Here is a 20,200-nt window from a genome sequence, read left to right as displayed (position 1 = left end):
GGTGCGCGCGCGGGGGGGGGGGGGGGGGGGGGGGGGGGGGGCGGCGCGCGCCGCCCCGGGTGTGGGGGGGCGCCGTCGTCATCGCCGGGCGAGGGCGACGGGCCCGGATCGGCCCGGTCAGCCCGGATCACCCCGCATCAGCAGTGGTTGGGCACATTGCCCTTGTCGTTGCCCTTGAGGTAGATCGCGCTGACGTACCCGACGCCGCCGCTGTTGAGCTTGAGCCGCACCCAGTTGCGGTTGCTGATCCCCTTGTCGCGGACCAGATCGCCTTCGAGCCAGCAGGCCGCGTTGTAGCTGTAGTTGGCGTTCACGTAGCTCACCACGCGCTCACCTGAGGCCGGCCCGGCGTGGACGCTGCCGTGCGTCCACGCGGTGACCGAGGTGTCGGCCAGTGCGGGCGCCGCGCCCAGCACCGTGGCACCGAGCAGGGCGGCGCTCACACCGCCGATGGCCAGTGCGCGCTTCGTACCGTTGCGGATCATGTCTCTCTCCCGTTCATGAACTGCGGTCCGGATGACGGAATCGCTGGACCCGGTTCAGGGGAGCGCAGCCGCTCTCCGCTCCCCTGAACCGGCCCGGACTACGTTGCCGCAGGTCAGACAGGCCGTTCAATCGCCCGGGAGGGCGGGTGCGCGGACCGGTGTTCCCGGCGCGCAGGGATCATGGCCGTGTGCGCCGGTGACCGGGGGCCGCTCCCTCCCGTCCTTCGGCGGCAAGGGGCGCCCCACTACCCGCTGTTCGGGGGTGACGACCGCTCCGGTACCCGCCGCCGGTGTCACCCGTCCTCGGCCGTGAGGGCCAGCGCCGTCGCCGGGTCCGGATCGGCGGGCCCGGCAGGGACCCAGCCGCCCCGCTCCTCGCGATAGGGCCACCAGCGCCCGTCCGGTGCGTAGCGCAGCTGTGCACCGGCGCCCACCACGGTCCAGCGGTTGTCCTCCCGTTCGAACCGCGGACAGGCCCCCTGTTCCCACGCCCCGTCGAGCTGGGCGCGTGCCCGCGCCAGTCCCTCGGGGTCCGGGGTCCACCGTTCCTCCAGTACGGAGAGCGCGGCCGGGCCGCCGCAGCGCCACGCCCGGACGGCCATGTCCAGCCCGGCGCGGCTCCGGCCCGAGCCTGCGGCGAGACGTTCCACCAGCCGCGCGTCCGGGGCCGCGACGGCCAGCCGTACGGCATCCTGCTGCGGCGTCAACTCCGTTGTCAGCGGGTGGTGTTCATGGCCCGGGGAGAGCGCTTCGGTCAGCAGGACCGCTGCTCTACGGGCCGCGTCGGCTGCGAGGAACTCCAGCGCTCCGGGGTCCAGACCCGGCCCGGGGCCGCTCTCCGTTTCCAGCGAAGGAGGCCGGCCCGGTGCGTCCGGGACCGGCGGCGGCGCGGGCAGCGGCGGCAATGTGGCCAGGGCCGCGAACACCTCGTCGGCCCGCACGCCCCCCGGCTCGTCGTCCTCCCCGCACGCCCCGGCGCTCGCCTGGCCGGCCGCCTGGCCCGCGCTGCGCCTCTGCAACTCGTCAAGGAGCTCCCGCTCACCCCGTCCGCGTATCAGGAGCAGTACGAAGGGATCCTCGTCGAGGAGACGCGCCACCTGATAGCCGAGCGCGGCCGTGTGCGGGCAGTGGTCCCACGCGTCGCAGGAACACTCCGGCTCCAGATCACCGGGCCCCGGCAGCAGTTCCACCCCGGCCGCTGCTGCGTCCTCCACCAGGTGCGGCGGCATCTCACGGTCGAGGAGCGCCGCGATGTGCCCCGCGCTCTCCACCGCCATCCCGAGGAACCGGTCCCACTCCTGGTCGCTCAGCTGCTGCAGCAGCACATCACTGCGGTAGCGCGCCGAGTCCGGGTCCCGTACGACAGCGGTGATCCGCCCCGGCCGCACGGTCATCGCTCCGACGGCGCCCCGGCGGGCGTATCCGCGGCCCTTCTTCAGCTGCCCGCCGTCGAGAGCCGTGTCCTCCAGGGCTTTCAGCCAGGCCCGGCCCCACCAGGTTCCGGCGAAAGCACGGCCCTCACGCGGTGCCAGGGCGGCGAAAGTGCGCTCCGGTGCGTCCGTACCACTCATCGTCCACTCCCTCGCAGCTCCACCAGATCGGCCAGTTCGGCGTCGGTCAGCCCGGTCAGCGCGGCCTCACCGCCGCCGAGCACCGCATCGGCCAGTTCGCGCTTGCGGTCGAGCATGCCGGCGATCCGGTCCTCGATGGTCCCCTCGGCGATCAGCCGGTGGACCTGCACGGGCCGGTTCTGTCCGATGCGGTAGGCACGGTCGGTGGCCTGGGCCTCGACGGCCGGGTTCCACCAGCGGTCGAAGTGCACCACATGCTCGGCCCGGGTCAGGTTGAGCCCGGTGCCCGCGGCCTTCAACGACAGCAGGAACACCGGCACTTCGCCGGCCTGGAAGCGGTCCACCAGGTTCTGGCGCCGGGCGATCGGCGTCCCGCCGTGCAACAGCAGGGTGGGCACCCCACGGGCCGTCAGATGCTGCTCGATGAGCCGCGCCATCCGCACGTACTGGGTGAAGACGAGCACCCCCGCGCCCTCGGCGAGGATCGTGTCGAGCAGTTCGTCCAGCAGCTCGATCTTGCCCGAGCGGCCCTGGACGAGAGGCTGCTCCTCCTTGAGGTACTGGGCGGGGTGGTTGCAGATCTGCTTCAGCGCCGTCAGCAGTTTCACCACGAGACCGCGGCGGGCGAAACCGTCGGCCGCGGAGATCTCCGCGAGGGTCTCCCGTACCACCGCCTCGTACAGACCGGTCTGCTCCCTGGTGAGTGCCACCGCGCGGTCGGTCTCCGTCTTCGGCGGCAGCTCGGGCGCGATTCCCGGATCGGACTTGCGCCGGCGCAGCAGGAACGGCGCGACCAGCCGGGCGAGCCGTTCCGTGGCCGCCGGGTCGTTCCCGCCCTCGACGGCCTGGGCGTAGCGCGTACGGAACGCGCCCAGCCTCCCCAGCAGACCGGGTGTGGTCCAGTCGAGGATCGCCCACAGCTCGGAGAGGTTGTTCTCCACCGGGGTGCCGGTGAGAGCCACCCGGGCCCGGGTGGCGATGGTCCGCAGCTGCCGGGCCGTTGCGGAGTACGGATTCTTCACATGCTGTGCCTCGTCGGCGACGACCAGACCCCACGGGGCACCGGCGAGCCGTTCGGCGTCCAGCCGCATGGTGCCGTAGGTGGTGAGGACGAACTCCCCGTCGGCCAGGTGCTCCAGGCTCCGTGCCGCGCCGTGGAAGCGGCGTACGGGAGTGCCCGGCGCGAACTTCTCGATCTCCCGCTGCCAGTTGCCCATCAGGGAGGCTGGACAGACCACCAGGGTGGGGCCCGCCGATTCCGGGTCGCCCTGCCGGTGCAGATGCAGGGCGATCAGGGTGATGGTCTTGCCGAGCCCCATGTCGTCGGCGAGGCAGCCGCCGAGACCGAGCGAGGTCATCCGGTGCAGCCAGTTCAGTCCGCGCAACTGGTAGTCACGCAGGGCGGCCTGGAGCGCCGCCGGCTGTCCGACGGTCTGCTGTCCGGTGCCCTCCGGGTCGGTGAGGCGGTCGCGCAACCGTGCCAGCGGGCCGGTCGCCGTGACTTCCACCTGCTGCCCGTCCATATCGGCCGAGCCGGCCAATGCGGCCCCCAGCGCCTCGATGGGGGCGACGGCGCGGCTCTTGCTGTCGCGGGCGCGGCGCATCTCCTCCGGGTCGATCAGCACCCAGCGGTCGCGCAGCCGCACGGCCGGCCTGCTCGCCTCGGCGAGCTGGTCGAGTTCGGCGCGGCTCAGCTGCTGATCACCCAGGGTGAAGCGCCAGTCGAAGGCGAACAGGGAGCCGGCGGAGAGCATGGACGGCAGGTCCGTTGCGTGGTTCCCGGCCGCGCGTGCGGTATCGGTAGCGGTCACGCGTGCGCTACCGGTACCGGCATCGGTGGCCGGACCGGGGCTGTCGTCCGCGGCGCCGATAACGGCCCGCGCGGTGAGCGTCCGGGAGAACTCCTTCGGCCAGTGGACCCGTACCCCTCCGGCGGAGAGCGCCCGCGCGGCCTCGCCGAGCAGCTCGGCGACCTCCTCGTCGGCCAGCTCGACCGCGTCGGGCACGGCGGCCGAGAGCAGAGGTGTGAGCGGCGCCCAGGCGCGGGCCGCCCGGCGCAGGGCGAGCAGGGCGTCCATCCGGGCCCGCGGGCCGAAGCCGGGTGCCGATCCCGCCCAGACGGCCGAGGCGTCCGCCGTGCGGGAGGGATCGCCGACGCCGTGCATCTGCAGCACCGCCCGGAAGGCCGGCCCTTCGCCGCTCTCCGCGTCCGCGGTGGACAGCCCGGTCACCTCCACCCGCAGGGAGATCCGGACACCGGCGTCCTGCCCGGCTGCGACATCGGCGGCCCAGGCCTGCTGCTCCGGCAGCTTCATCGGTCCGTCGGCTGTGAAGGCGGGGCTTCCCGCCGCCAGGGACGCGGCGGGCGTCCGCGGCAGACCGTCCGCCACGGCGTCCAGGAAAGCGCGCACCAACGGCTCCGACGCGGGCAGGAGTACGGGGCCGGACGCCGGGTCGGGCACTACCGCGCGTGCGGTGGGCGGCATGGCCGCGGCGAGTTCCCTTACACGGACCAGATCCGCCGCGTCGAGCGGTCCTGCCCGCCAGGTCTCGTAGCCACCGGCGCTGAGCCCCGGCAGCAGCCGCCCGCGGGCGGCGAGCTGCAGCGCGAGCAGCGCGGAAGACCCCCAGAACGCAACGGCCGCGGACGCCTGCGGCCCGGCCCGGCCACGGGTGAGCACGGGCAGGGCCTCCCGTACGGTCAGCACCGTCGCACGCACCGGGTACGGATGCGCTCCGCCATCGGTGACCAGCAGTTCCTCGGTGGGGCCAGGCCCCGTCGGCGGCTCGCTCCCGTCGGGGCACCAGAAGGCGATTCGACCGGTACGCGCCGGGTCGGCAGGCAGGAAGGCCGCGGAGCAGCGGGAGAGCGGGGAGATCTCGGAGAGCGTTGTGGAGAGCGTTGCCGTGGAGAGTCCTTGCACAGCGATAGCGCATTCCTCAAATTTGACTACTGCGGTTCGGGATCGCTGAGAGTACCTCATCGCAGAGGCCGGCGGGGACGTTCCGCGGATGCGGCAGAACCGGTTCCGCACAGGGTGGGGGTAGCACCCCCTCTTCCGCCGGGGGCTGGCCCCCTCACACGGCCGGGTGGTGGCGCCATGGTCCGCGACACCCCTGAACTCTACGTTTTATGAGGTCAGCGCAGGGGCCAACAGACCGGAGACCGACATGTCACAGACCGCCGCACTGCTCGCGGAACCCGAGCAGAGGACGGGCAGCGACTTCGCCCCCCTCCTGAGAGCGGTGAAGGCGCAGGGGCTCCTGGAGCGGCGCACCGGCTGGTATCTCCTCAGCATGAGCACCAACCTGCTGGCCCTCGCCGCGACGGCCGCCGCCGTGATCCTGGCCGGTGACTCCTGGTGGACCCTCCTGCTGGCGCTCCCGCTGGCCGTCCTCTGGTCGCGCACCGCCTTCATCGGCCACGACGCGGGACACGCGCAGATATCCGGCGACCGCAGGGTGAGCCGGGCTGTCGGATTCCTCCACAGCGATCTGCTGCTCGGTATGAGCTACGGCTGGTGGAACGACAAGCACAACCGTCACCACGCCAATCCCAACCATGTCGACAAGGACCCCGATGTAGGTGTCGGTGTCATGGTCTGGACACAGCGGCAGGCGGCTGAGCGCGAGGGCCTCTCCCGCTGGCTCACCCGTAACCAGGCGCGGCTCTTCTTCCCCCTGCTGCTGCTCGAAGGCATCGCCCTGAAGGTCTCCGGATTCCGGACGGTGCTGACCTGGCAGAAGCGGGACGGGCGCCGCAGGCCGGACGGCGAACAGGCCGTCGAGGGCCTGCTGCTCCTGGCGCACATCGCCGGATACGCCGCACTCCTGCTGACAGCCATGTCCCCCGGCAAGGCCGTGGTCTTCGCGCTGGTCCACCACGCCCTGTTCGGGCTGCACCTCGGGATGACCTTCGCCCCGAACCACAAGGGTATGGAGATGCCTGACCCGGACGGCGAGCGCTGGGGGCATCTGCAGCGCCAGGTGCTGACCTCTCGCAACGTACGGGGCGGGCCGCTCACCGACTGGTTCCTCGGTGGGCTCAACTACCAGATCGAGCACCATCTCTTCCCGAGCATGCCCAGGCCCCATCTGCGGCTCGCCCAGTCGCTGGTGAGCGCGCACTGCCGGTCGCTGGGGATGCCGTACGCGCAGACCTCCCTGATCGACTCCTACCGGCAGGCGCTGGCCCATATGCACGAGGTCGGAGAGCCGCTGCGCGCGTCCTAGCGGCGCCGGGCAGGAACCCGGGCCGTAACCGGGCCCAGACCCCGGCCCAAACCCGGGCCGGAACCGCTGGGCACACCCGTGCGTTTTACTGAATAGAGAGAGCGGCATCAGCCGCTGAGGAGGCGTTGATGTCCAAGCCCGCAATGATCGCCGTCGGCGGCGTGGTCGCCGGCATCATCCTGATGATGCTCATCGGATTCCTTCCGGGGCTGCTGGTCCTGGTCGGAGTGCCTGTGGTCGCCTATCTGCTGCTCGACCCCAGCCAGCGCAGGAGGCTGCGCAGGATCACCCGCAAGGAGATAGGCCGCTGATCCACGGCCCCGTCGGATGCGGCCCCGGCGGATGCGGCCCCGGCCGGGGTGCGCAGGGCCATTGGGGCCGTGCACCGCATATCCGCCGGAGCTGTACGGAGTGCTGCCCGGATCCAGCGGGGGGAGCCCGCCGTTGTCCCGGTCAGGCGGGGCGCACCGCCAGCTTCTCCAGGGCCTCAAGGAGCGACGGCAGAGCAGGGCCCCTGCCGATCGGCACCACATCGCCCGGCTGGTCGTCGAGGAGCACGAAGGCCATGTCGTCGGTCCTGGCCACCAGTGACCAGCCGGGGCCGTCCGCGCGCAGCGTGCGGGCACCGCCCGGCGCGAAGGCCGACCTGATGCGCCCGAGGGGTGGCGGTGTGTCCAGATAGGCCCGCAGCTCGTCGATGACGTGGCGGACAGGGCCCGGCTTCCGCTCTCCGGCACCGGAGTCGGCTTCGGCACCGGAGTCGGCTGCGGGGCCCGTGGAATGCGTGCGCTCTCCCGGTTCCGCCGAAGCCCCGGAAGAGCCGGTTTCCTGGCCCCTCGCGGGCTCCTGGCCCCTCGCGGGCTCCTGGCGTTCGCCCTGCTCCTCCCGCTGCCCCAGCCGCTGCTCCTGGGCCCCTGCCGCCTCCGGGGCGGGCGATTCTGCGGGAGCGACGGGGACGAAGATCTCGTCCTCGCCGATCTGGTCCCGCCACTGTGTCCACTGCAGCGCGATCTCGTCGGCGCCGAGTCGGCGCTGCGCCGGGCCCCAGACGTCCGACGAGGGCGGCGAGAGCGGAGCGGGGACGCCCTCGGGCAGATCGAAGGGGTCGTGCGGCGCGGGTACTCCCGGGGCGGCGACAGCGACATCGAGCGGCCATCCCGGGAGCGAGGCGACGATCGAGCGGTCGTCCGGCGACAGGTCGTATTCCATGCCGCAGTCCCAGGACGCGATGGCCACGGCGACCAGCGACACATCGTCGATGACCACGGTCCACCGCGCGCCCGTGCCGTCCTGCCCCAGGACCATCCCGTAACCGTCGGTACGGGTCTCCAGCCCGAGCGAGCGGCAGGCCGAGGGGAAGTCGTCGCCGAGCACGCTCGGGAACTGTGCTGGGGTCAGCAGAACCGCAGTCAGGACATAGAGTGCGTCGTCGCCGGTATCGGCCGTCCCCGTCACTGGAGCCTCCTGTTGATCAGTCGTCGGCGCACCCTAACCAGTCAGTAACGCCACCGTCGAGTGGTGAATCGGAGGAAAGTTCTCCGCTTGTGAAGCCTCGGTGATGCATCGGTGCCGGGCCGCCGGCCGCCGCGTCCGCAGCGCCGCCCCGGGGCCTGTCCGGCGGTCCTGTGCCGATTAGGATGACCGGAGCGGGGTGTGCGGCTCCGTTTCCGTTTCTCCCCGCCAGGACAGGGGCCTGCCGTGACGACCGCCTTCGTCAGCTTCGCTCTCTTCGCCCTGCTGGTCACGGTGGCACCCGGCCCCGACACTCTCCTCGTCCTGCGCAACTGCATGCGGGTCGGCCGCTTCTCGGGGATCGCCACCGCGCTGGGAGCGGCGTCGGGCTCGCTCGCCGGGGCGGTGGCCGCCGCCGTCGGACTGGCGGCGGCACTGCAGCGGTGGGACGCGGCGCTCGTTGGTGTGCGGCTGGCCGGTGCGGCGTATCTCGTCTTCCTGGGTGCGCAGAGCCTGTGGGCCTCGCGCCGCGGCGCCGTGGACCAACTGGAGGGCGTACGGGAGCCGGCCGGTTTCGCCCCCACCCATGGACGGGCCTTCCGGCAGGGGCTGTTGAGCTGTGTGCTCAATCCCAAGGTGGGCATCTTCTTCGTGGCCGTGGTCCCGCAATTCCTCCCCGACGGCCACGCACCCCTCTCGATGACCCTGGTCTTCGGTGTCATCGACGCCGTGATCGCGGCCCTCTGGCTGAGCCTCGTCGCGGCGTTCGCGACTCGCATGCTGTCCTGGCTGCGCCGCCCGCGCGTCAATACCGTCCTGGAACGGGCGGCTGCCGTGGTCCTGGTGGCACTGGGCATCGGTACCGCGGTCGAGGCGGTATAGGGCTGTCCGCGAACGCCCCGCAGGACCCGGCTCCGGGCGCCCTGCCCGGTCCGAACAGAGACTGCTAGCCCTGGCGCACCGCCAGTGCGAGAAAGCGGTCCGGCTCGTCGGTGTACGAGGTCATCCGCCACCCCGAGGCGGCGAGCAGCGCCCGCAGTCGCCTCTCACCGCGCAGGTCGTCCTCGGAGAGCCGGCGCTTCTGCCGGGCCGCCAGTGCCGCCCGGCCGATCGGATGGAACAGCGCAAGCCGGCCGCCCGGTTTGACGGTGCGGGCCAGCTCCCGTGCCCCGTCCTCGGGGTGGGGCAGATGCGCGATCAGCCCCGAGGCGAACACGGCGTCCAGCGATTCCGTGAGCACGGGCAGCCGGGCGGCATCCGTGAGCAGCAGCTGGGCGTCGCGATGCCGCCCCGCTTTTACCGCCGCCTCCAGCATCCCGGGCGTCAGGTCGGCCCCGATGACGACCCCCGCCGCCCCGACCGCCTCGCGCAGCGCGGGCAGCGCCCGCCCGGTACCGCAGCCCGCGTCGAGAACGGCGTCACCGGGGCGCAGCCCCATGTCCGCGACGGCGGCCGCGTAGGCGGGCCCGTCGTCCGGGAACCGGCTGTCCCAGTCGGCGGCGCGGGCGCCGAAGAACTCCTGGACGTGTGTGTGGTCATCGGTCATGGGGAGATGATCCCCCGGCCAGGACCCGGGACGGCTGAGCGCCGGGTATGCGGCCGCTCCCGTCCGGCCGCTCCCATCTCCATGTCGCACCGCATCGAATACCATGAAAAGCAGCAAAAGGGGCATACCGGCCCGTCGGTCCCTCCTGAGCGGCCGACCGGGGTGGGGTGCCGCCGGCAACGGAGGAGGATCAGAGATGGCTACGAGCCATACCGCGCACGCTCCCCGAAACCGTTTCGTCCTGGACGAGCATCTGCCGGTCGACCACAAGCTGAGCCGGGTCTACCGCTTCGGGGCCGGTCTCATGGGGCTCGCCCTGCTGGTCTTCGGCATACTCGGGATGATCGACAAGATCGGGTTCTTCAGCACCGGCGGGGACATGGTCGCCGGACTGAACACCAACGGAGCGCTGAGCGTCCTGTCGATCGTGATCGGCCTGATCCTGCTCGCGGGCTCTGTCATCGGCGGAAACATCTCGTCGATGCTCAACATGGTCATCGGCGTCCTCTTCATCATCAGCGGGTTCGTCAACCTGGCACTGATCGGCACCAGCGCCAACTTCCTGGCGTTCCACATGCAGAACGTCCTGTTCAGCTTTGTGGTCGGACTCCTGCTGATGACCTTCGGGATGTACGGCCGGGTGTCCGGCGGCCTCCCGCACGACAATCCGTACTGGCGCGCCCGGCACGAGAGGCACGAGCGGCGCGAACGGCAGGCTGCCACTCGCTGACGCGCCTGCCCGTGGCCGTACCGGGTCAGCCACCGGTTACGTCGGGGCCCCGGTCTGCCCGTCGCTGTTCCGGGTCAGCTCCCGGCCGCACCGAGACCGGCGAGCTGCCGGGCCAGCGTCTCCGTCGACTGGAACGTGGCACCCAGCAGCGCCACATGCTTCCAGTGGAGCGTGCCGTCCGGGGCGACGAGGAACACGGCACGGCGCAGGCCGATGCCCGGAGCCGCGATGCCGAGGGCCCGCGCCACGGACCGGTCGGTGTCGGCGAGCAGCGGCATCCGGAGACCGTACTTCCGGGCGAACTCCTCATGGCTGTCCACGCTCTGCGGGCTGATGGCCCAGACCTCGGCGCCGCAGTCCGTGAAGGTTTCGAGGCCGCTGGAGTACGCGCACAGCTGCTTGGTGCAGACGCTGGTGTCGTCGCCGGGGTAGAACGCCAGGACCAGCGGATGCCCGCGCTGCTCGCTCAGTACGAAGTCCCGCCGCTCGAAGACGTCGTCCCTGAGGACACCGCCGGGGAGGGTGAAATCCGCAATGGCCTGGCCGGGCGCGGGTGTTGATGCCATCAGTCGCTCCAGAGAGGTTCGGGTACCGCCGAGTATGCCGATCCGGCCGGTGCCGGGGCCACGGGGGTCACTCCGCGGTGACCACGACCGAGTGCCAGCCGCTCGCGCCGTTCGGAATCGTGTTGGTGCGTTTGGACGTCTGCGTTTCTCCGGTGCGGTCGGTCGCCCGCACGGTCAGGGTGTGGCTGCCCGACGACGTGGGCTTCCAGGGGAAGGACCACTGGCGCCAGGTGTCGGTCGTGTCCTGCGACGCGAGGTGGGCCTGGCTCCACGGACCGTCGTCGACACGGACGTCGACGCGCTCGATCCCGCGGTGCTGGGCCCAGGCGACCCCGGCGATCATCACGGTCTCGCCGGTCTTGGGGCGGGCGAACGGCTTGGGCGTGTCGATGCGCGACTCGGTCTTGATGGGCGCGCGTTTCGACCAGTCCCGCTTCACCCAGTACGGATCGTAGTCGTCGAACGTCGTGAGTTCGATGTCCTTGATCCACTTGCAGGCCGAGACGTATCCGTACAGGCCCGGGACGAGCATCCGTACCGGGAATCCGTGCTCGAACGGCAGTGGTTGGCCGTTCATGCCCACCACGAGCATCGCGTCGCGGCCGTCCATGACGTCCTCGACGGGACTCCCGATCGTCATCCCGTCCACCGAGCGCGCCACCAGCTGATCGGCCGGGCCGCCCTTGGACGGCGGCCTCACCCCCGCTTCCTTGAGCAGATCTGTGAGGCGTACCCCGATCCAGCGGGCGGTGCCGACGTACGCCCCGCCCACCTCGTTGGACACGCAGGTCAGAGTGATGGTGCGCTCGATCAGGTCCCGGTGCAGCAGGTTCATGAAGTCGACCGTGAGGGGCCGGGTGACGCCCTTGCCGTGGATGCGCAGCTTCCAGCTGCCGGCATCGACCTTGGGGACGACCAGGGCGGTGTCCACCCGGTAGAAGTCGTCGTTGGGCGTGATGAAGGGGCTGATTCCCGGGACCCGCAGCTGGGCGCCCTTGGGCACGGGAGCGGCGGGGGAGGCGGGGCGGGGGAGCGTGACCGCGTTCCGGGATGCCACCGCGTCGCCGCCGCTGGCGTTGTTGAGCGACCTGCCCAGCACTCCGGCCCCGGTGGACACCGCGGCGGCCGCGGTGGCGGCGATGACGAAACCACGGCGGTCCCAGCCCCGCTCCTCCTCGTGCCCCGCCTTCTCCGGAGCGTCGCGGTCCTCGTCCGGGGTGTCCCGGTCCCCTTCCGGAGCGTCGCGGTCGCCCTGGCCGGAGGCGGCCGGAGCCGGATCGGCTGTGGCGGCCGGGCCCGGATCCGCTGCGCCCTGGGTGAGCCGGCCGGCCAGCCAGTACAGCAGGCCCGCCGCCACGACCGCGCCGACCACCGATGGCAGCGCGTCCGAGAAACCGGTCGAGTCGGGCCGGCTCGTCGCCGCCACGCTGCCGATGACACCGAAGACCAGCACACCTGCGGCGCCGACCGGGCGGTGGCGTAGCGCCAGTATCCCGAGCGCGGCGGCCAGAAGGATGAGGACCGCGAGGATGCCGAGCTGCAGAACCAGTTTGTCGTTGGTGCCGAAGTGCCGGATCGCCCAGTCCTTGAGCGCCGGAGGAGTGCGGTCGATGGCGGCGGAGCCCACTGCCACGACCGGCCCCGACTCGGGACGGACGGCGGCCGATACCAGTTCGGCCACGGCGAGCGCCGCATAGCCCGAGAGCAGACCGCACAGCGCTGCCAGTGGGACGCGGATCCATGTGCTGGGAGATTTCGTCACGGTGTCTTCTTCGGCACCGACCGTCCGGCGGATTGGTTGTGCCCCTCTGCCAACCGGCCCGGGGCCACCCTGTGGCGTCCGCGACCAATCCCCGGCTCTCCCACCACCGAACACGAGGTGAAACGGATACCGGTACTTCGGCCGGTCGGACGTCCGGGAGGTGTGGTGGCGGTCGATGACGCGCATACGGCGATCGGTGCATATGCGCTGCACGCGCTCGCCGATGACGAGCGGGCGAGGTTCCGGGCGCACTGCGCCGAGTGCCCGCCGTGCTCACAGGAGGCGGACGAGCTGTCCGCCACGGCGGCGAGGCTCGGGATCGCGCTGCGGACGGGGGTTCCCGCCGGGCTGAAGGAACGGCTTCTCAACGATATCCAGGGCGTACGGCAGGATCCGCCCGGACGGTTCAGGGCCGGTCCCGGGTGGTGTCGCGGGCTCGGACGGTTCATGGGCGGCCCCTCGCGGCGCCGCGCGCCCGGACACTGCCCGGCACGTTCCGCGTGGTGGCGCGCGCTGGTCCGCAGGGCAGGCGTGTACTGAACCACGGCCGTTTTCGGTACGCCGGGGCCGAGGGCGCCGGATGCCCTGGTGCGCGAGGGGGCCTATTCCGCCATGTCGGCCAGGGCGACAACCTTCTCGATCCGCACCCGGACGAGGAGTTCGCCTGCCACGCCGTTGCGTTCGGCGAACTCCGCCGCGCGGTCCTCGCCCATGTACCGGGCTCCGATCCTGCCCGCCCAGTGCCCCACATCGGCCAGATCCTCGCTCAGTGTCGCGCGGCCCTGGAGAACGACGAAGGAGAACGGCGGGCGGTCGTCGTCCACGCACAGGGCAACGCGTCCGTCGCGGGCCAGATTTCGCCCTTTGACGGTGTCCTTGCCCGTGTTGAACACCAGGTCCTGGCCGTCCAGGACGAACCAGATCGGGGCGATGTGCGGGCTCCCGTCGGCGCGAACGGTCGAGAGCTTGCCGGTGCGGGTGGAGTGCGAGACAAAGGCCCGCCACTGGTCTTCGGTCATCTGCTGTGCCATGACCACATCATCGGTCGTGTACGGCCGGGTCGCGAACCGAAATCGCCCCGAACGCGTCTCCTTGCCCGAAGCGCGGCTGTGGTGAAGGCTGGCGGGAGTTCGGGGGACCGGGGAACGGAATCAACGGGGAGGGCCGGGACATGGCACTGAGCAAGGGACTCGACTGGCTGCTGGACGACCTGACGAGCCGGGTCGAGCACGTCAGATATGCGCTGGTGCTGTCCAACGACGGCCTGGTCACCGGGGTGAGCAAAGAACTGGCGCGGGAGGACGCGGAGCATCTGGCCGCCGTCGCATCCGGTCTGCACAGTCTCGCCAAGGGCTCGGGGCGGCACTTCCGCGCGGGCGGCGTCCGCCAGACGATGGTCGAGTTCGACGAGGGGATCCTCTTCGTCACCGCGGCGGGGGAGGGCAGCTGCCTCGCGGTCCTGAGTACGGCCGAGGCCGACATCGGGCAGATCGCGTACGAGATGACCCTGCTCGTCAACCGGGTCGGCGAGCATCTCGCCGTCGCCGCCAGACAGCCCGACGACGCTTCGTCCGCGACCTGGTAATTCCTGGTAATGCCGCGCTGACCTGCGCTTTCCGCTCTGGCCTCGGGAGTTTTCCACAGGCCGGCCGGGCGTGGGGCTCCCCCGGCTACTCTGATCACAGAGAGTATTCGTTCGTTTACGGGGGAGTGCGTCATGGCTGTAACCGAAGCGGGCCGCGGCAAGGTGAACGCGGCGGCAGGGGGCGCGGGGAAGGGGCTGGCCTTCGGTAGGGCCGCTGAAGAACTGGGCCTGGAGCGGGACCGGTTCGAGCTTGCGGTCCAGCTCGGCCATATCAGGGTCACGACGGACACGGGTGGCGCGCGGCGCCGGGTCGCCATGGAGGAGATCGACCGGCTCAGGGCCATGGACGGGTTCCCGGACGCACTGCGGGAGCGGGTGCGAACGGTCGGGACCGCCGAGGCGGCCGGGCTCATCGGTGTCAGCCGGGCCAGGTTCACCCGGCTGGCCCGTGCGGGCTGCTTCACGCCAATTTCGTTCCGGCTGAACCGCTACCGGGCCGTGGTCTGGATGTATCTCGCCGCCGAGGTCGAGGAGTTCGCGGTGAACCAGCCCGCGCTGCTCACCGGCCGGGCTCCGGAAGCGCTGCGCGGCAGGGTGGAGGCCGGGGAGGGCTGGCGTGCGCGGAACTGGCGGGGCCGAAGGCAGGCGCTGTTGCTACGGCGCGCGGAGGGTGCCTGGGCCCGCGCGGCCGTGCTGGCCGGTGCGCTCGATCCGGTGCAGCTCGCGGAGGTGGTGGACGATCCGTACGAGCGCGCGTATCTGAGCAGGCTCCGGCCGGATCCGGTGGTGGTGCGCCCGGACTCCCCGGCGGCTCGGGAGGTGGTCGAGCGGCTGCTGGCGCCGGACGATCCGGACGAGATCCTCTGGTGCAGGACGAGTCTGATCCTGGCACTGGAGGAGGCCCGCGCGGCCCTGGGCGCCCCCCGGCCGGGTGAGGAGGCCGACCGGTCCGGCGCTTCCGTCACGGTGTCGCGGCGGCAAGGGGGCGGCCGGGCGGGGCCGTTGCCGGCGAAGTGGCGCCGTCCGGAGTCCCTGAGGGGTCCGGTGAGCCGGTCGGTCACCTCCATGGACCCGCCCTGAGCTGACAACCAAAGGTTGACACCCTCGACGCTGTCAACCTAGGGTTGTCGCATGGTGAATCCGCAGCCCATGACGAATCCGGTCCGGCTCGACGACCTGATCGAGGCCATCAAGGCAGTCCACTCCGACACTCTGGAACAGCTCAGCGACGCGGTCATCGCCGCCGACCACCTGGGGGAGGTGGCCGACCATCTGATCGGTCACTTCGTCGACCAGGCGCGGCGATCGGGTGCCTCCTGGACCGACATCGGCAAGAGCATGGGGGTGACCCGGCAGGCCGCACAGAAGCGCTTCGTCCCCAAGGGGGCAGGTGAAGCCCTGACCCTCGACCCCAGCCAGGGATTCGACCGCTTCACGCCGCGCGCGAAGAGCGTCGTGACGGGGGCTCAGGACGAAGCCCGCGCGGCGGGGAACGCCGAAATCGGAGTCGGTCATCTGACGCTCGGGCTCCTGACCGAGCCCGAAGCGCTTGCCGCGCAAGCGCTCAATTCGCAGGGGGTGCCACTGAATACCGTGCGCGAAGCCGTCTCCGCCGCGCTGCCGCCCGCAGCGGAGACGGTGCCCGAGCTGATCCCGTACGACGCCGCTGTGCGCAAGGTACTGGAACTGACCTTCCGGGAGGCTCTGCGGCTCGGCCATAACTACATCGGAACCGAGCACATCCTGCTCGCCCTGCTTGAGTTCGAGGACGGCGCGGGAGTGCTCTCCGGGCTCGGCGTCAGCAAGGAGGTCAGTGAAACGTATGTCACGCGCGCACTGGCCGAGATCATCGCCGGTATGGAAAAGAAGTGACCCGGGCGGGCTCGGGCGTGCTGCCTGGCTTTCGGTGCGGTTCCTGACCGGTTCCTGACCGGGTCCTCGGCCGTGGCCGGCTGAGGCGGTGGCGCACGGCGGAGGCCGCCGGGGCGGATGACGGTGTCACCCGCTGTAGGTTCGGTGGGTCCGCTCCCGTCGTGCGGGAGCGGGCGCGCTGAAGTCCGGTCGGCCGAGGGGGCCGTGGCCCTGACTGGTGTACCGAAGCCACCGGCTGCGGTACTGATCACACCTTCTACCGGATACGGTTCTGGTGTTCAAAGGGGACGACATGACACCGGGGACCGCCCTGCTGCTCGCGGCCGCACCGGAGGGCAGGGGCCGTCTGACCGACGCGACCTCCGTGCTGGCGTCGCTCGCGGCGGTGCCCCCGAGCGCGCTGACCGGGACCCCCCTCGCGACCGTCGTCGAACTCGCGGACCCCATGGATCCGCAGACGGTCCTGACCCGGCTGCGTTCCGTCGCTGCCGCCCCCGGTCCGCTCCATCTGTACATCGCGGGCCAGCTGCAACTCGACCGTAAACAGCGGCTGGTGCACCTCGCGCTGGCCCGCACCACGGCGGCCACCGTGCGTTACAGCGGGCTGCCCTGGCACTGGCTCGCGACGGAACTCGCCGTCCGGCCGCCCGGTACGGCGACCGTGGTCGTCGACCTGGTGGCGGACACGGAAGCCTGGGGACAGCTCACGCGCGAGGGCTTCGGCCTCGGGCCCGGCGTACGGTTGTACGGGCGAGTCGCGCCGCCCCCCGGACGCCGCACGGTGCCCGGACCCACCTATCTGAAGGCCATAGCCGAGATCTGGCGTACCGGAGCGAGGCCGCCGATGCACCAGCTCCACGAACTGGCGGTGAGCCGGGGCGGATCCGATGGCGCGCTGCTGTTCAGTGCTGGCGAAGGCCACCCGGCAGCCGCAGACCCCGGCCTCGTACCGCAGCACGAACGGGCCGCTGTGCCAACACAGTTCAGCAGGGACACTGCATCGGCTCCGGAGCGGTCCGGCCCGGGCACCGCCCCGTCTCCACAGCAGTCCAGTCTGGACGCTGCCTCCGCTCCGCGGCAGTTCGGCCGCGAGATCGCTTCGGCCCCGGGCCCGGCGGGCCAGAACACCGCCCCGGCCCCGCGACATTTCAGCCGGGAGACTGCTTCGGCCCCGAACCCGGTCGGCCCGAATGCAAACCCGGACCCGGCCGGCCCGGCCTCAGCCCCGGACCGGCCTCACCGCACGGCCGCCCCCGCCGGGGCGGCCGCTTCGGCGCCCGTCCGTGTCCCCTCCGCGGTCGCGGTCCAGGTCTCCACGCCGCCGGACCCCGCCCCCGATCCGCATCCCGCGATACTCTCGGCGGCGCGGGCCGGGCGTCATACCGAAGCGGCTGCCGCGGCTGCCGCCTGGGAGAGTGAGGCGTTGCGTGCGTACGGGCCGGGTTCGGCTCAGGCACTGCACTGGCTGGAGGTCCGGGCCGACCTCGCCCACCTGGCCGGGGATGCCGGACGCAGCTGCGAACTATGGCTGATGGCCGCCGGCGCGCGTCTGCAGAGCGGCCAGGCCGAGGACGACGCAGAGGTCGAGGCCGCCGTGGACCGGGCGCACCACGAGTGGGGGCTGATATCGGATTCCGCCCGGATCCGCACGCTCGCCCCGGACCTGGCCGGGCTGCGCCGCCGGGTGCCCGGACGCCAGCGCGGTGCGCTCCAGTTGCTGCAACAGCGCCTGGAACAGCTGGAGATCCGCGTCCCCGGCGCGGCGCGTCAGGCGTAGAGAACTGTCATCGGGCGGCACGCGATCAGATCAGGGGAGCGCCGGTAGCAGCCCCTGGAGCCGGCAGTTGCCCTGAAGTGAGCAGTGGCCCGGAAGTGAGCAGCAGCCCAGGAGTCAGCAGCAGTGCCGAGAATCAGCGGCAATGCGCCATGCGCTGCGCACTGTTGCCGTCGTTCCAAGAACAAGCCCGGCACTGCGGGCATACCCGTCTCCCGCTGCGAGAGGGCGCGCCGACCGGATCGTCGGGGCGCACGGACCGGTGCTGAAACGAGACGGTCGCCGGGATTGAGGAAGTCTTTGCCTGTGGCTTGATCTCATCGTTCCGCTGGTCGGGAGTGCGGCCACGAGGTGCGCAGGACAGGGGTTCCTCCGGCAGGGCTCGCAGCGACCGGAAGCCCTGGACGGCTGAAATGGCTGGGTCGGGGAGGGCCGCAATGTTAACCGTGCGTTGACTGCATGCAGTCGTGTGACTCACGCTCGTCACATAGGTGCTGATTACAACTGATCCGGTTCCGCAGCCCGTTCGCCCCGTATTTCCGCTGATCAACGCGGGGGCGGGAGGCTCCGGACGTGATCGGAAGCAGGAGGAATCACATGTGTGGAATCACCGGCTGGGTCTCCTTCGACCGTGATCTGCGAGCCGAGTCCGAAACATTGGATGCAATGACCGAGACGATGGCCTGCCGTGGCCCGGACGACCGCGGCACCTGGATCAACGGTTCTGCGGGTCTCGGGCACCGCCGCCTCGCCATCATCGACCTGCCCGGCGGCCGCCAGCCGATGACCGTGGAAACCGACCAGGGCGACGTGGCCATCGTCTACTCGGGCGAGGCGTACAACTTCACCGAGTTGCGCCGTGAACTGACCGGCCGCGGGCACCGGTTCGTCACCGAGTCCGACACCGAGGTCGTGCTGCACGGTTATCTGGAGTGGGGCGAAGGGGTGGCCGAACGCCTCAACGGCATGTACGCCTTCGCTGTCTGGGACAGTCGCCACCAGAAGCTCGTGATGATCCGTGACCGGATGGGCATCAAGCCCTTCTACTACTACCCCACCCCGGACGGCGTGCTGTTCGGGTCCGAGCCCAAGGCGATCCTCGCCAATCCGCTGGCCCGGCCCAAGGTCTCTCTCAGCGGGATGCGCGAACTCTTCGCCATGGTCAAGACCCCCGGCCACGGTTTCTGGGACGGGATGCACGAGGTCGAGCCCGGTACGGTCGTGACCGTCGACCACGGCGGGCTGCGCCGGCATGTCTACTGGTCCCTGGAGACCCGGCCGCACACCGACGACCAGGACACCTCCATCGCCCATGTGCGGACGCTCCTCGACGACATCGTCCGCAGGCAGCTCGTCTCCGACGTGCCCCGCTGCACGCTCCTCTCCGGGGGACTCGACTCCTCCGCGATGACCGCGATAGCCGCCCGCCAGCTCGCCGAGACCGACGAGACGGTCCGAAGCTTCGCCGTCGACTTCGTAGGCCAGGCCGAGAACTTCGTCGCCGACGAACTGCGAGGCACGCCCGACACCCCGTTCGTCCACGACGTCGCCAAGGCATCCGGCACGGACCACCGGGACATCGTGCTCGACTCGCACGCGCTGGCCGACCCCGATGTGCGCGCCCGTATGATCACCGCACGCGACATGCCCATGGGCTTCGGCGACATGGACGCCTCGCTGTACCTCCTCTTCAAGGCCATCCGCGAGCAGTCGACGGTGGCGCTCTCGGGGGAGTCGGCCGACGAGGTCTTCGGCGGATACCTGCAGTTCTTCGACGAGGGCGCCAGGAACGCCGACATGTTCCCCTGGCTGGTGCGCTTCTCCGAGCACTTCGGGGACGATTCCGACGTACTGCGCCCGGACCTGAGCGCCAAGCTGGACCTGCCCGGCTACATCCGGGACAGCTATGCGGGAGCCGTCTCCGGCATCCAACGGCTCTCCGTTGAGAGCGACTTCGAGTACCGGATGCGCAAGATCTGCTATCTGCACCTCACCCGGTTCGTGCGCGTACTGCTCGACCGGAAGGACCGGGCCAGCATGGCGGTCGGTCTGGAAGTGCGGGTGCCGTTCTGCGATCACCGACTGGTCGAGTACGTGTACAACACCCCCTGGTCCCTGAAGTCCTTCGACGGCAGGGAGAAGAGCCTGCTGCGGGAAGCCACGGCGGATGTGCTGCCGAAGTCGGTCTACGACCGGGTGAAGAGCCCGTACCCCTCCACCCAGGACCCCAAGTACGCCCTCGCTCTCCAGGAACACGCGAAGGATCTCCTGACCAGGCCGTCCCACCCGGTCTTCGACCTGGTCGACACGGACCGGGTGCGCCGTGCGGCACAGCGGGACGTCCCGCAGATCACCCAGGCCTCCCGCCGTGGCCTGGAGCGCACCCTCGACCTCGCGCTCTGGATCGACCTCTACAAGCCGGAGCTGACATTCTCCTGACCGTTCCCGGACCTTCCCTGAGTCGCTTCCGAACGATCCCTGAGCGGTCTCTGTGCGGGTTCTGGCCGGTTTCTGACCGGTTTCTGAGCTGTCCGGGGGGGGGGGCGGCCCGCGGGCGCCGCCCCCCCCCGCCGGGGGACGCCCCCCACCCCCGGGAACCCCGCACGGGGGGGGGGAAGGCGGGC

The 20,200-nt window shown here is 71.0% G+C and carries 18 protein-coding genes; 10 read left to right on the top strand and 8 right to left on the bottom strand.

What is annotated here, in order from left to right; all coding sequences use genetic code 11:
- Window positions 1-137: 137 nt before the first annotated feature.
- The 3 genes from ACFXBC_RS03975 to ACFXBC_RS03965 form a co-directional block, all read right to left on the bottom strand.
- A complete protein-coding gene (locus ACFXBC_RS03975) occupies window positions 138-485 on the bottom strand; it encodes an SH3 domain-containing protein (protein WP_385018383.1) in 348 nt (115 codons plus the stop codon).
- Between the two features lie 293 nt (window positions 486-778).
- On the bottom strand, window positions 779-2,056 hold the full coding sequence (locus ACFXBC_RS03970; protein ID WP_385018381.1) for an SWF or SNF family helicase: 1,278 nt from the start codon (window positions 2,054-2,056) through the stop codon (window positions 779-781).
- Entirely contained in the window at window positions 2,053-5,040 is a 2,988-nt protein-coding gene (locus ACFXBC_RS03965; RefSeq protein WP_385018379.1) for a DEAD/DEAH box helicase, read from the bottom strand. The genes ACFXBC_RS03970 and ACFXBC_RS03965 overlap by 4 nt, the downstream gene beginning before the upstream one ends.
- A 187-nt stretch (window positions 5,041-5,227) precedes the next feature.
- Here ACFXBC_RS03965 and ACFXBC_RS03960 point away from each other — a divergent pair, with 187 nt between their 5' ends.
- Together ACFXBC_RS03960 and ACFXBC_RS03955 are read left to right on the top strand one after the other, a co-directional pair.
- Window positions 5,228-6,289, top strand: a complete 1,062-nt coding sequence (locus ACFXBC_RS03960) for a fatty acid desaturase family protein (protein WP_385018377.1) — start codon at window positions 5,228-5,230, stop codon at window positions 6,287-6,289.
- Between the two features lie 128 nt (window positions 6,290-6,417).
- Window positions 6,418-6,600, top strand: a complete 183-nt coding sequence (locus ACFXBC_RS03955; RefSeq protein ID WP_266861614.1) for a hypothetical protein — start codon at window positions 6,418-6,420, stop codon at window positions 6,598-6,600.
- 142 nt (window positions 6,601-6,742) lie between these two features.
- On the opposite strand, the gene ACFXBC_RS03950 is transcribed toward ACFXBC_RS03955, so the two are convergent.
- Window positions 6,743-7,744, bottom strand: coding sequence for a hypothetical protein (locus ACFXBC_RS03950; protein WP_385018375.1), 1,002 nt, complete (start codon window positions 7,742-7,744; stop codon window positions 6,743-6,745).
- A 243-nt stretch (window positions 7,745-7,987) separates the two neighbouring features.
- Between ACFXBC_RS03950 and ACFXBC_RS03945 the strand changes: the two genes are divergently transcribed.
- Window positions 7,988-8,623: a LysE family translocator gene (locus ACFXBC_RS03945; protein ID WP_385018373.1), complete on the top strand. Its 636-nt coding sequence runs from the start codon at window positions 7,988-7,990 to the stop codon at window positions 8,621-8,623.
- 64 nt (window positions 8,624-8,687) lie between these two features.
- Here ACFXBC_RS03945 and ACFXBC_RS03940 read toward each other — a convergent pair whose 3' ends face one another.
- The gene (locus tag ACFXBC_RS03940) at window positions 8,688-9,287 is read right to left on the bottom strand and encodes a class I SAM-dependent methyltransferase (RefSeq protein WP_385018371.1); all 600 of its coding nucleotides are present in this window, start codon (window positions 9,285-9,287) and stop codon (window positions 8,688-8,690) included.
- A 196-nt stretch (window positions 9,288-9,483) separates the two neighbouring features.
- On the opposite strand from ACFXBC_RS03940, the gene ACFXBC_RS03935 reads away from it, so the two are divergent.
- Window positions 9,484-10,017 carry a DUF4383 domain-containing protein gene (locus tag ACFXBC_RS03935; RefSeq protein ID WP_385018369.1) on the top strand — a complete coding sequence of 178 codons (534 nt, stop codon included), beginning with the start codon at window positions 9,484-9,486 and terminating at the stop codon, window positions 10,015-10,017.
- 74 nt (window positions 10,018-10,091) lie between these two features.
- Here ACFXBC_RS03935 and ACFXBC_RS03930 read toward each other — a convergent pair whose 3' ends face one another.
- Both ACFXBC_RS03930 and ACFXBC_RS03925 read right to left on the bottom strand, forming a co-directional pair.
- Window positions 10,092-10,583 (bottom strand): peroxiredoxin, encoded by a 492-nt coding sequence (locus ACFXBC_RS03930; RefSeq protein ID WP_385018367.1) that lies wholly within the window; start codon window positions 10,581-10,583, stop codon window positions 10,092-10,094.
- A 67-nt stretch (window positions 10,584-10,650) separates the two neighbouring features.
- The gene (locus tag ACFXBC_RS03925) at window positions 10,651-12,345 is read right to left on the bottom strand and encodes a molybdopterin-dependent oxidoreductase (protein ID WP_385018365.1); all 1,695 of its coding nucleotides are present in this window, start codon (window positions 12,343-12,345) and stop codon (window positions 10,651-10,653) included.
- 165 nt (window positions 12,346-12,510) lie between these two features.
- Here ACFXBC_RS03925 and ACFXBC_RS03920 point away from each other — a divergent pair, with 165 nt between their 5' ends.
- Entirely contained in the window at window positions 12,511-12,885 is a 375-nt protein-coding gene (locus ACFXBC_RS03920) for a zf-HC2 domain-containing protein (RefSeq protein ID WP_385018363.1), read from the top strand.
- A 62-nt stretch (window positions 12,886-12,947) separates the two neighbouring features.
- On the opposite strand, the gene ACFXBC_RS03915 is transcribed toward ACFXBC_RS03920, so the two are convergent.
- A complete protein-coding gene (locus tag ACFXBC_RS03915; protein ID WP_385018361.1) occupies window positions 12,948-13,376 on the bottom strand; it encodes a PPOX class F420-dependent oxidoreductase in 429 nt (142 codons plus the stop codon).
- Between the two features lie 140 nt (window positions 13,377-13,516).
- Between ACFXBC_RS03915 and ACFXBC_RS03910 the strand changes: the two genes are divergently transcribed.
- From ACFXBC_RS03910 to asnB, 5 genes are all read left to right on the top strand, one after another.
- Window positions 13,517-13,930, top strand: a complete 414-nt coding sequence (locus ACFXBC_RS03910; protein ID WP_385018359.1) for a roadblock/LC7 domain-containing protein — start codon at window positions 13,517-13,519, stop codon at window positions 13,928-13,930.
- 132 nt (window positions 13,931-14,062) lie between these two features.
- Window positions 14,063-15,010 carry a DUF6397 family protein gene (locus ACFXBC_RS03905; protein ID WP_385018357.1) on the top strand — a complete coding sequence of 316 codons (948 nt, stop codon included), beginning with the start codon at window positions 14,063-14,065 and terminating at the stop codon, window positions 15,008-15,010.
- 51 nt (window positions 15,011-15,061) lie between these two features.
- Window positions 15,062-15,802 (top strand): Clp protease N-terminal domain-containing protein, encoded by a 741-nt coding sequence (locus ACFXBC_RS03900; RefSeq protein WP_385018355.1) that lies wholly within the window; start codon window positions 15,062-15,064, stop codon window positions 15,800-15,802.
- Window positions 15,803-16,094: 292 nt separating this feature from the next.
- The gene (locus ACFXBC_RS03895; protein WP_385018353.1) at window positions 16,095-17,579 is read left to right on the top strand and encodes a hypothetical protein; all 1,485 of its coding nucleotides are present in this window, start codon (window positions 16,095-16,097) and stop codon (window positions 17,577-17,579) included.
- Window positions 17,580-18,173: 594 nt separating this feature from the next.
- Window positions 18,174-20,015: an asparagine synthase (glutamine-hydrolyzing) gene (gene asnB, locus ACFXBC_RS03890; RefSeq protein WP_385018351.1), complete on the top strand. Its 1,842-nt coding sequence runs from the start codon at window positions 18,174-18,176 to the stop codon at window positions 20,013-20,015.
- The last annotated feature ends 185 nt before the right edge of the window (window positions 20,016-20,200 follow it).

It is taken from the genome of Streptomyces sp. NPDC059398 (assembly GCF_042751845.1).
Lineage (GTDB): Bacteria > Actinomycetota > Actinomycetes > Streptomycetales > Streptomycetaceae > Streptomyces.
Note: the sequence above shows the minus strand (reverse complement) of the source record. Positions and strands in the feature narration are given on the sequence as shown.

Bases quoted from the DNA above. Each gene is read 5' to 3' on its own strand.
- ACFXBC_RS03910 (WP_385018359.1), top strand. From the start codon at position 13,517: ATGGCACTGAGCAAGGGACTCGACTGGCTGCTGGACGACCTGACGAGC.
- ACFXBC_RS03975 (WP_385018383.1), bottom strand. From the start codon at position 485: ATGATCCGCAACGGTACGAAGCGCGCACTGGCCATCGGCGGTGTGAGC.
- ACFXBC_RS03935 (WP_385018369.1), top strand. From the start codon at position 9,484: ATGGCTACGAGCCATACCGCGCACGCTCCCCGAAACCGTTTCGTCCTG.
- ACFXBC_RS03965 (WP_385018379.1), bottom strand. From the start codon at position 5,040: ATGAGGTACTCTCAGCGATCCCGAACCGCAGTAGTCAAATTTGAGGAA.
- ACFXBC_RS03955 (WP_266861614.1), top strand. From the start codon at position 6,418: ATGTCCAAGCCCGCAATGATCGCCGTCGGCGGCGTGGTCGCCGGCATC.
- ACFXBC_RS03915 (WP_385018361.1), bottom strand. From the start codon at position 13,376: ATGGCACAGCAGATGACCGAAGACCAGTGGCGGGCCTTTGTCTCGCAC.
- ACFXBC_RS03900 (WP_385018355.1), top strand. From the start codon at position 15,062: ATGGTGAATCCGCAGCCCATGACGAATCCGGTCCGGCTCGACGACCTG.
- ACFXBC_RS03905 (WP_385018357.1), top strand. From the start codon at position 14,063: ATGGCTGTAACCGAAGCGGGCCGCGGCAAGGTGAACGCGGCGGCAGGG.
- ACFXBC_RS03940 (WP_385018371.1), bottom strand. From the start codon at position 9,287: ATGACCGATGACCACACACACGTCCAGGAGTTCTTCGGCGCCCGCGCC.
- ACFXBC_RS03930 (WP_385018367.1), bottom strand. From the start codon at position 10,583: ATGGCATCAACACCCGCGCCCGGCCAGGCCATTGCGGATTTCACCCTC.
- ACFXBC_RS03960 (WP_385018377.1), top strand. From the start codon at position 5,228: ATGTCACAGACCGCCGCACTGCTCGCGGAACCCGAGCAGAGGACGGGC.
- ACFXBC_RS03970 (WP_385018381.1), bottom strand. From the start codon at position 2,056: ATGAGTGGTACGGACGCACCGGAGCGCACTTTCGCCGCCCTGGCACCG.
- asnB (WP_385018351.1), top strand. From the start codon at position 18,174: ATGTGTGGAATCACCGGCTGGGTCTCCTTCGACCGTGATCTGCGAGCC.
- ACFXBC_RS03895 (WP_385018353.1), top strand. From the start codon at position 16,095: ATGACACCGGGGACCGCCCTGCTGCTCGCGGCCGCACCGGAGGGCAGG.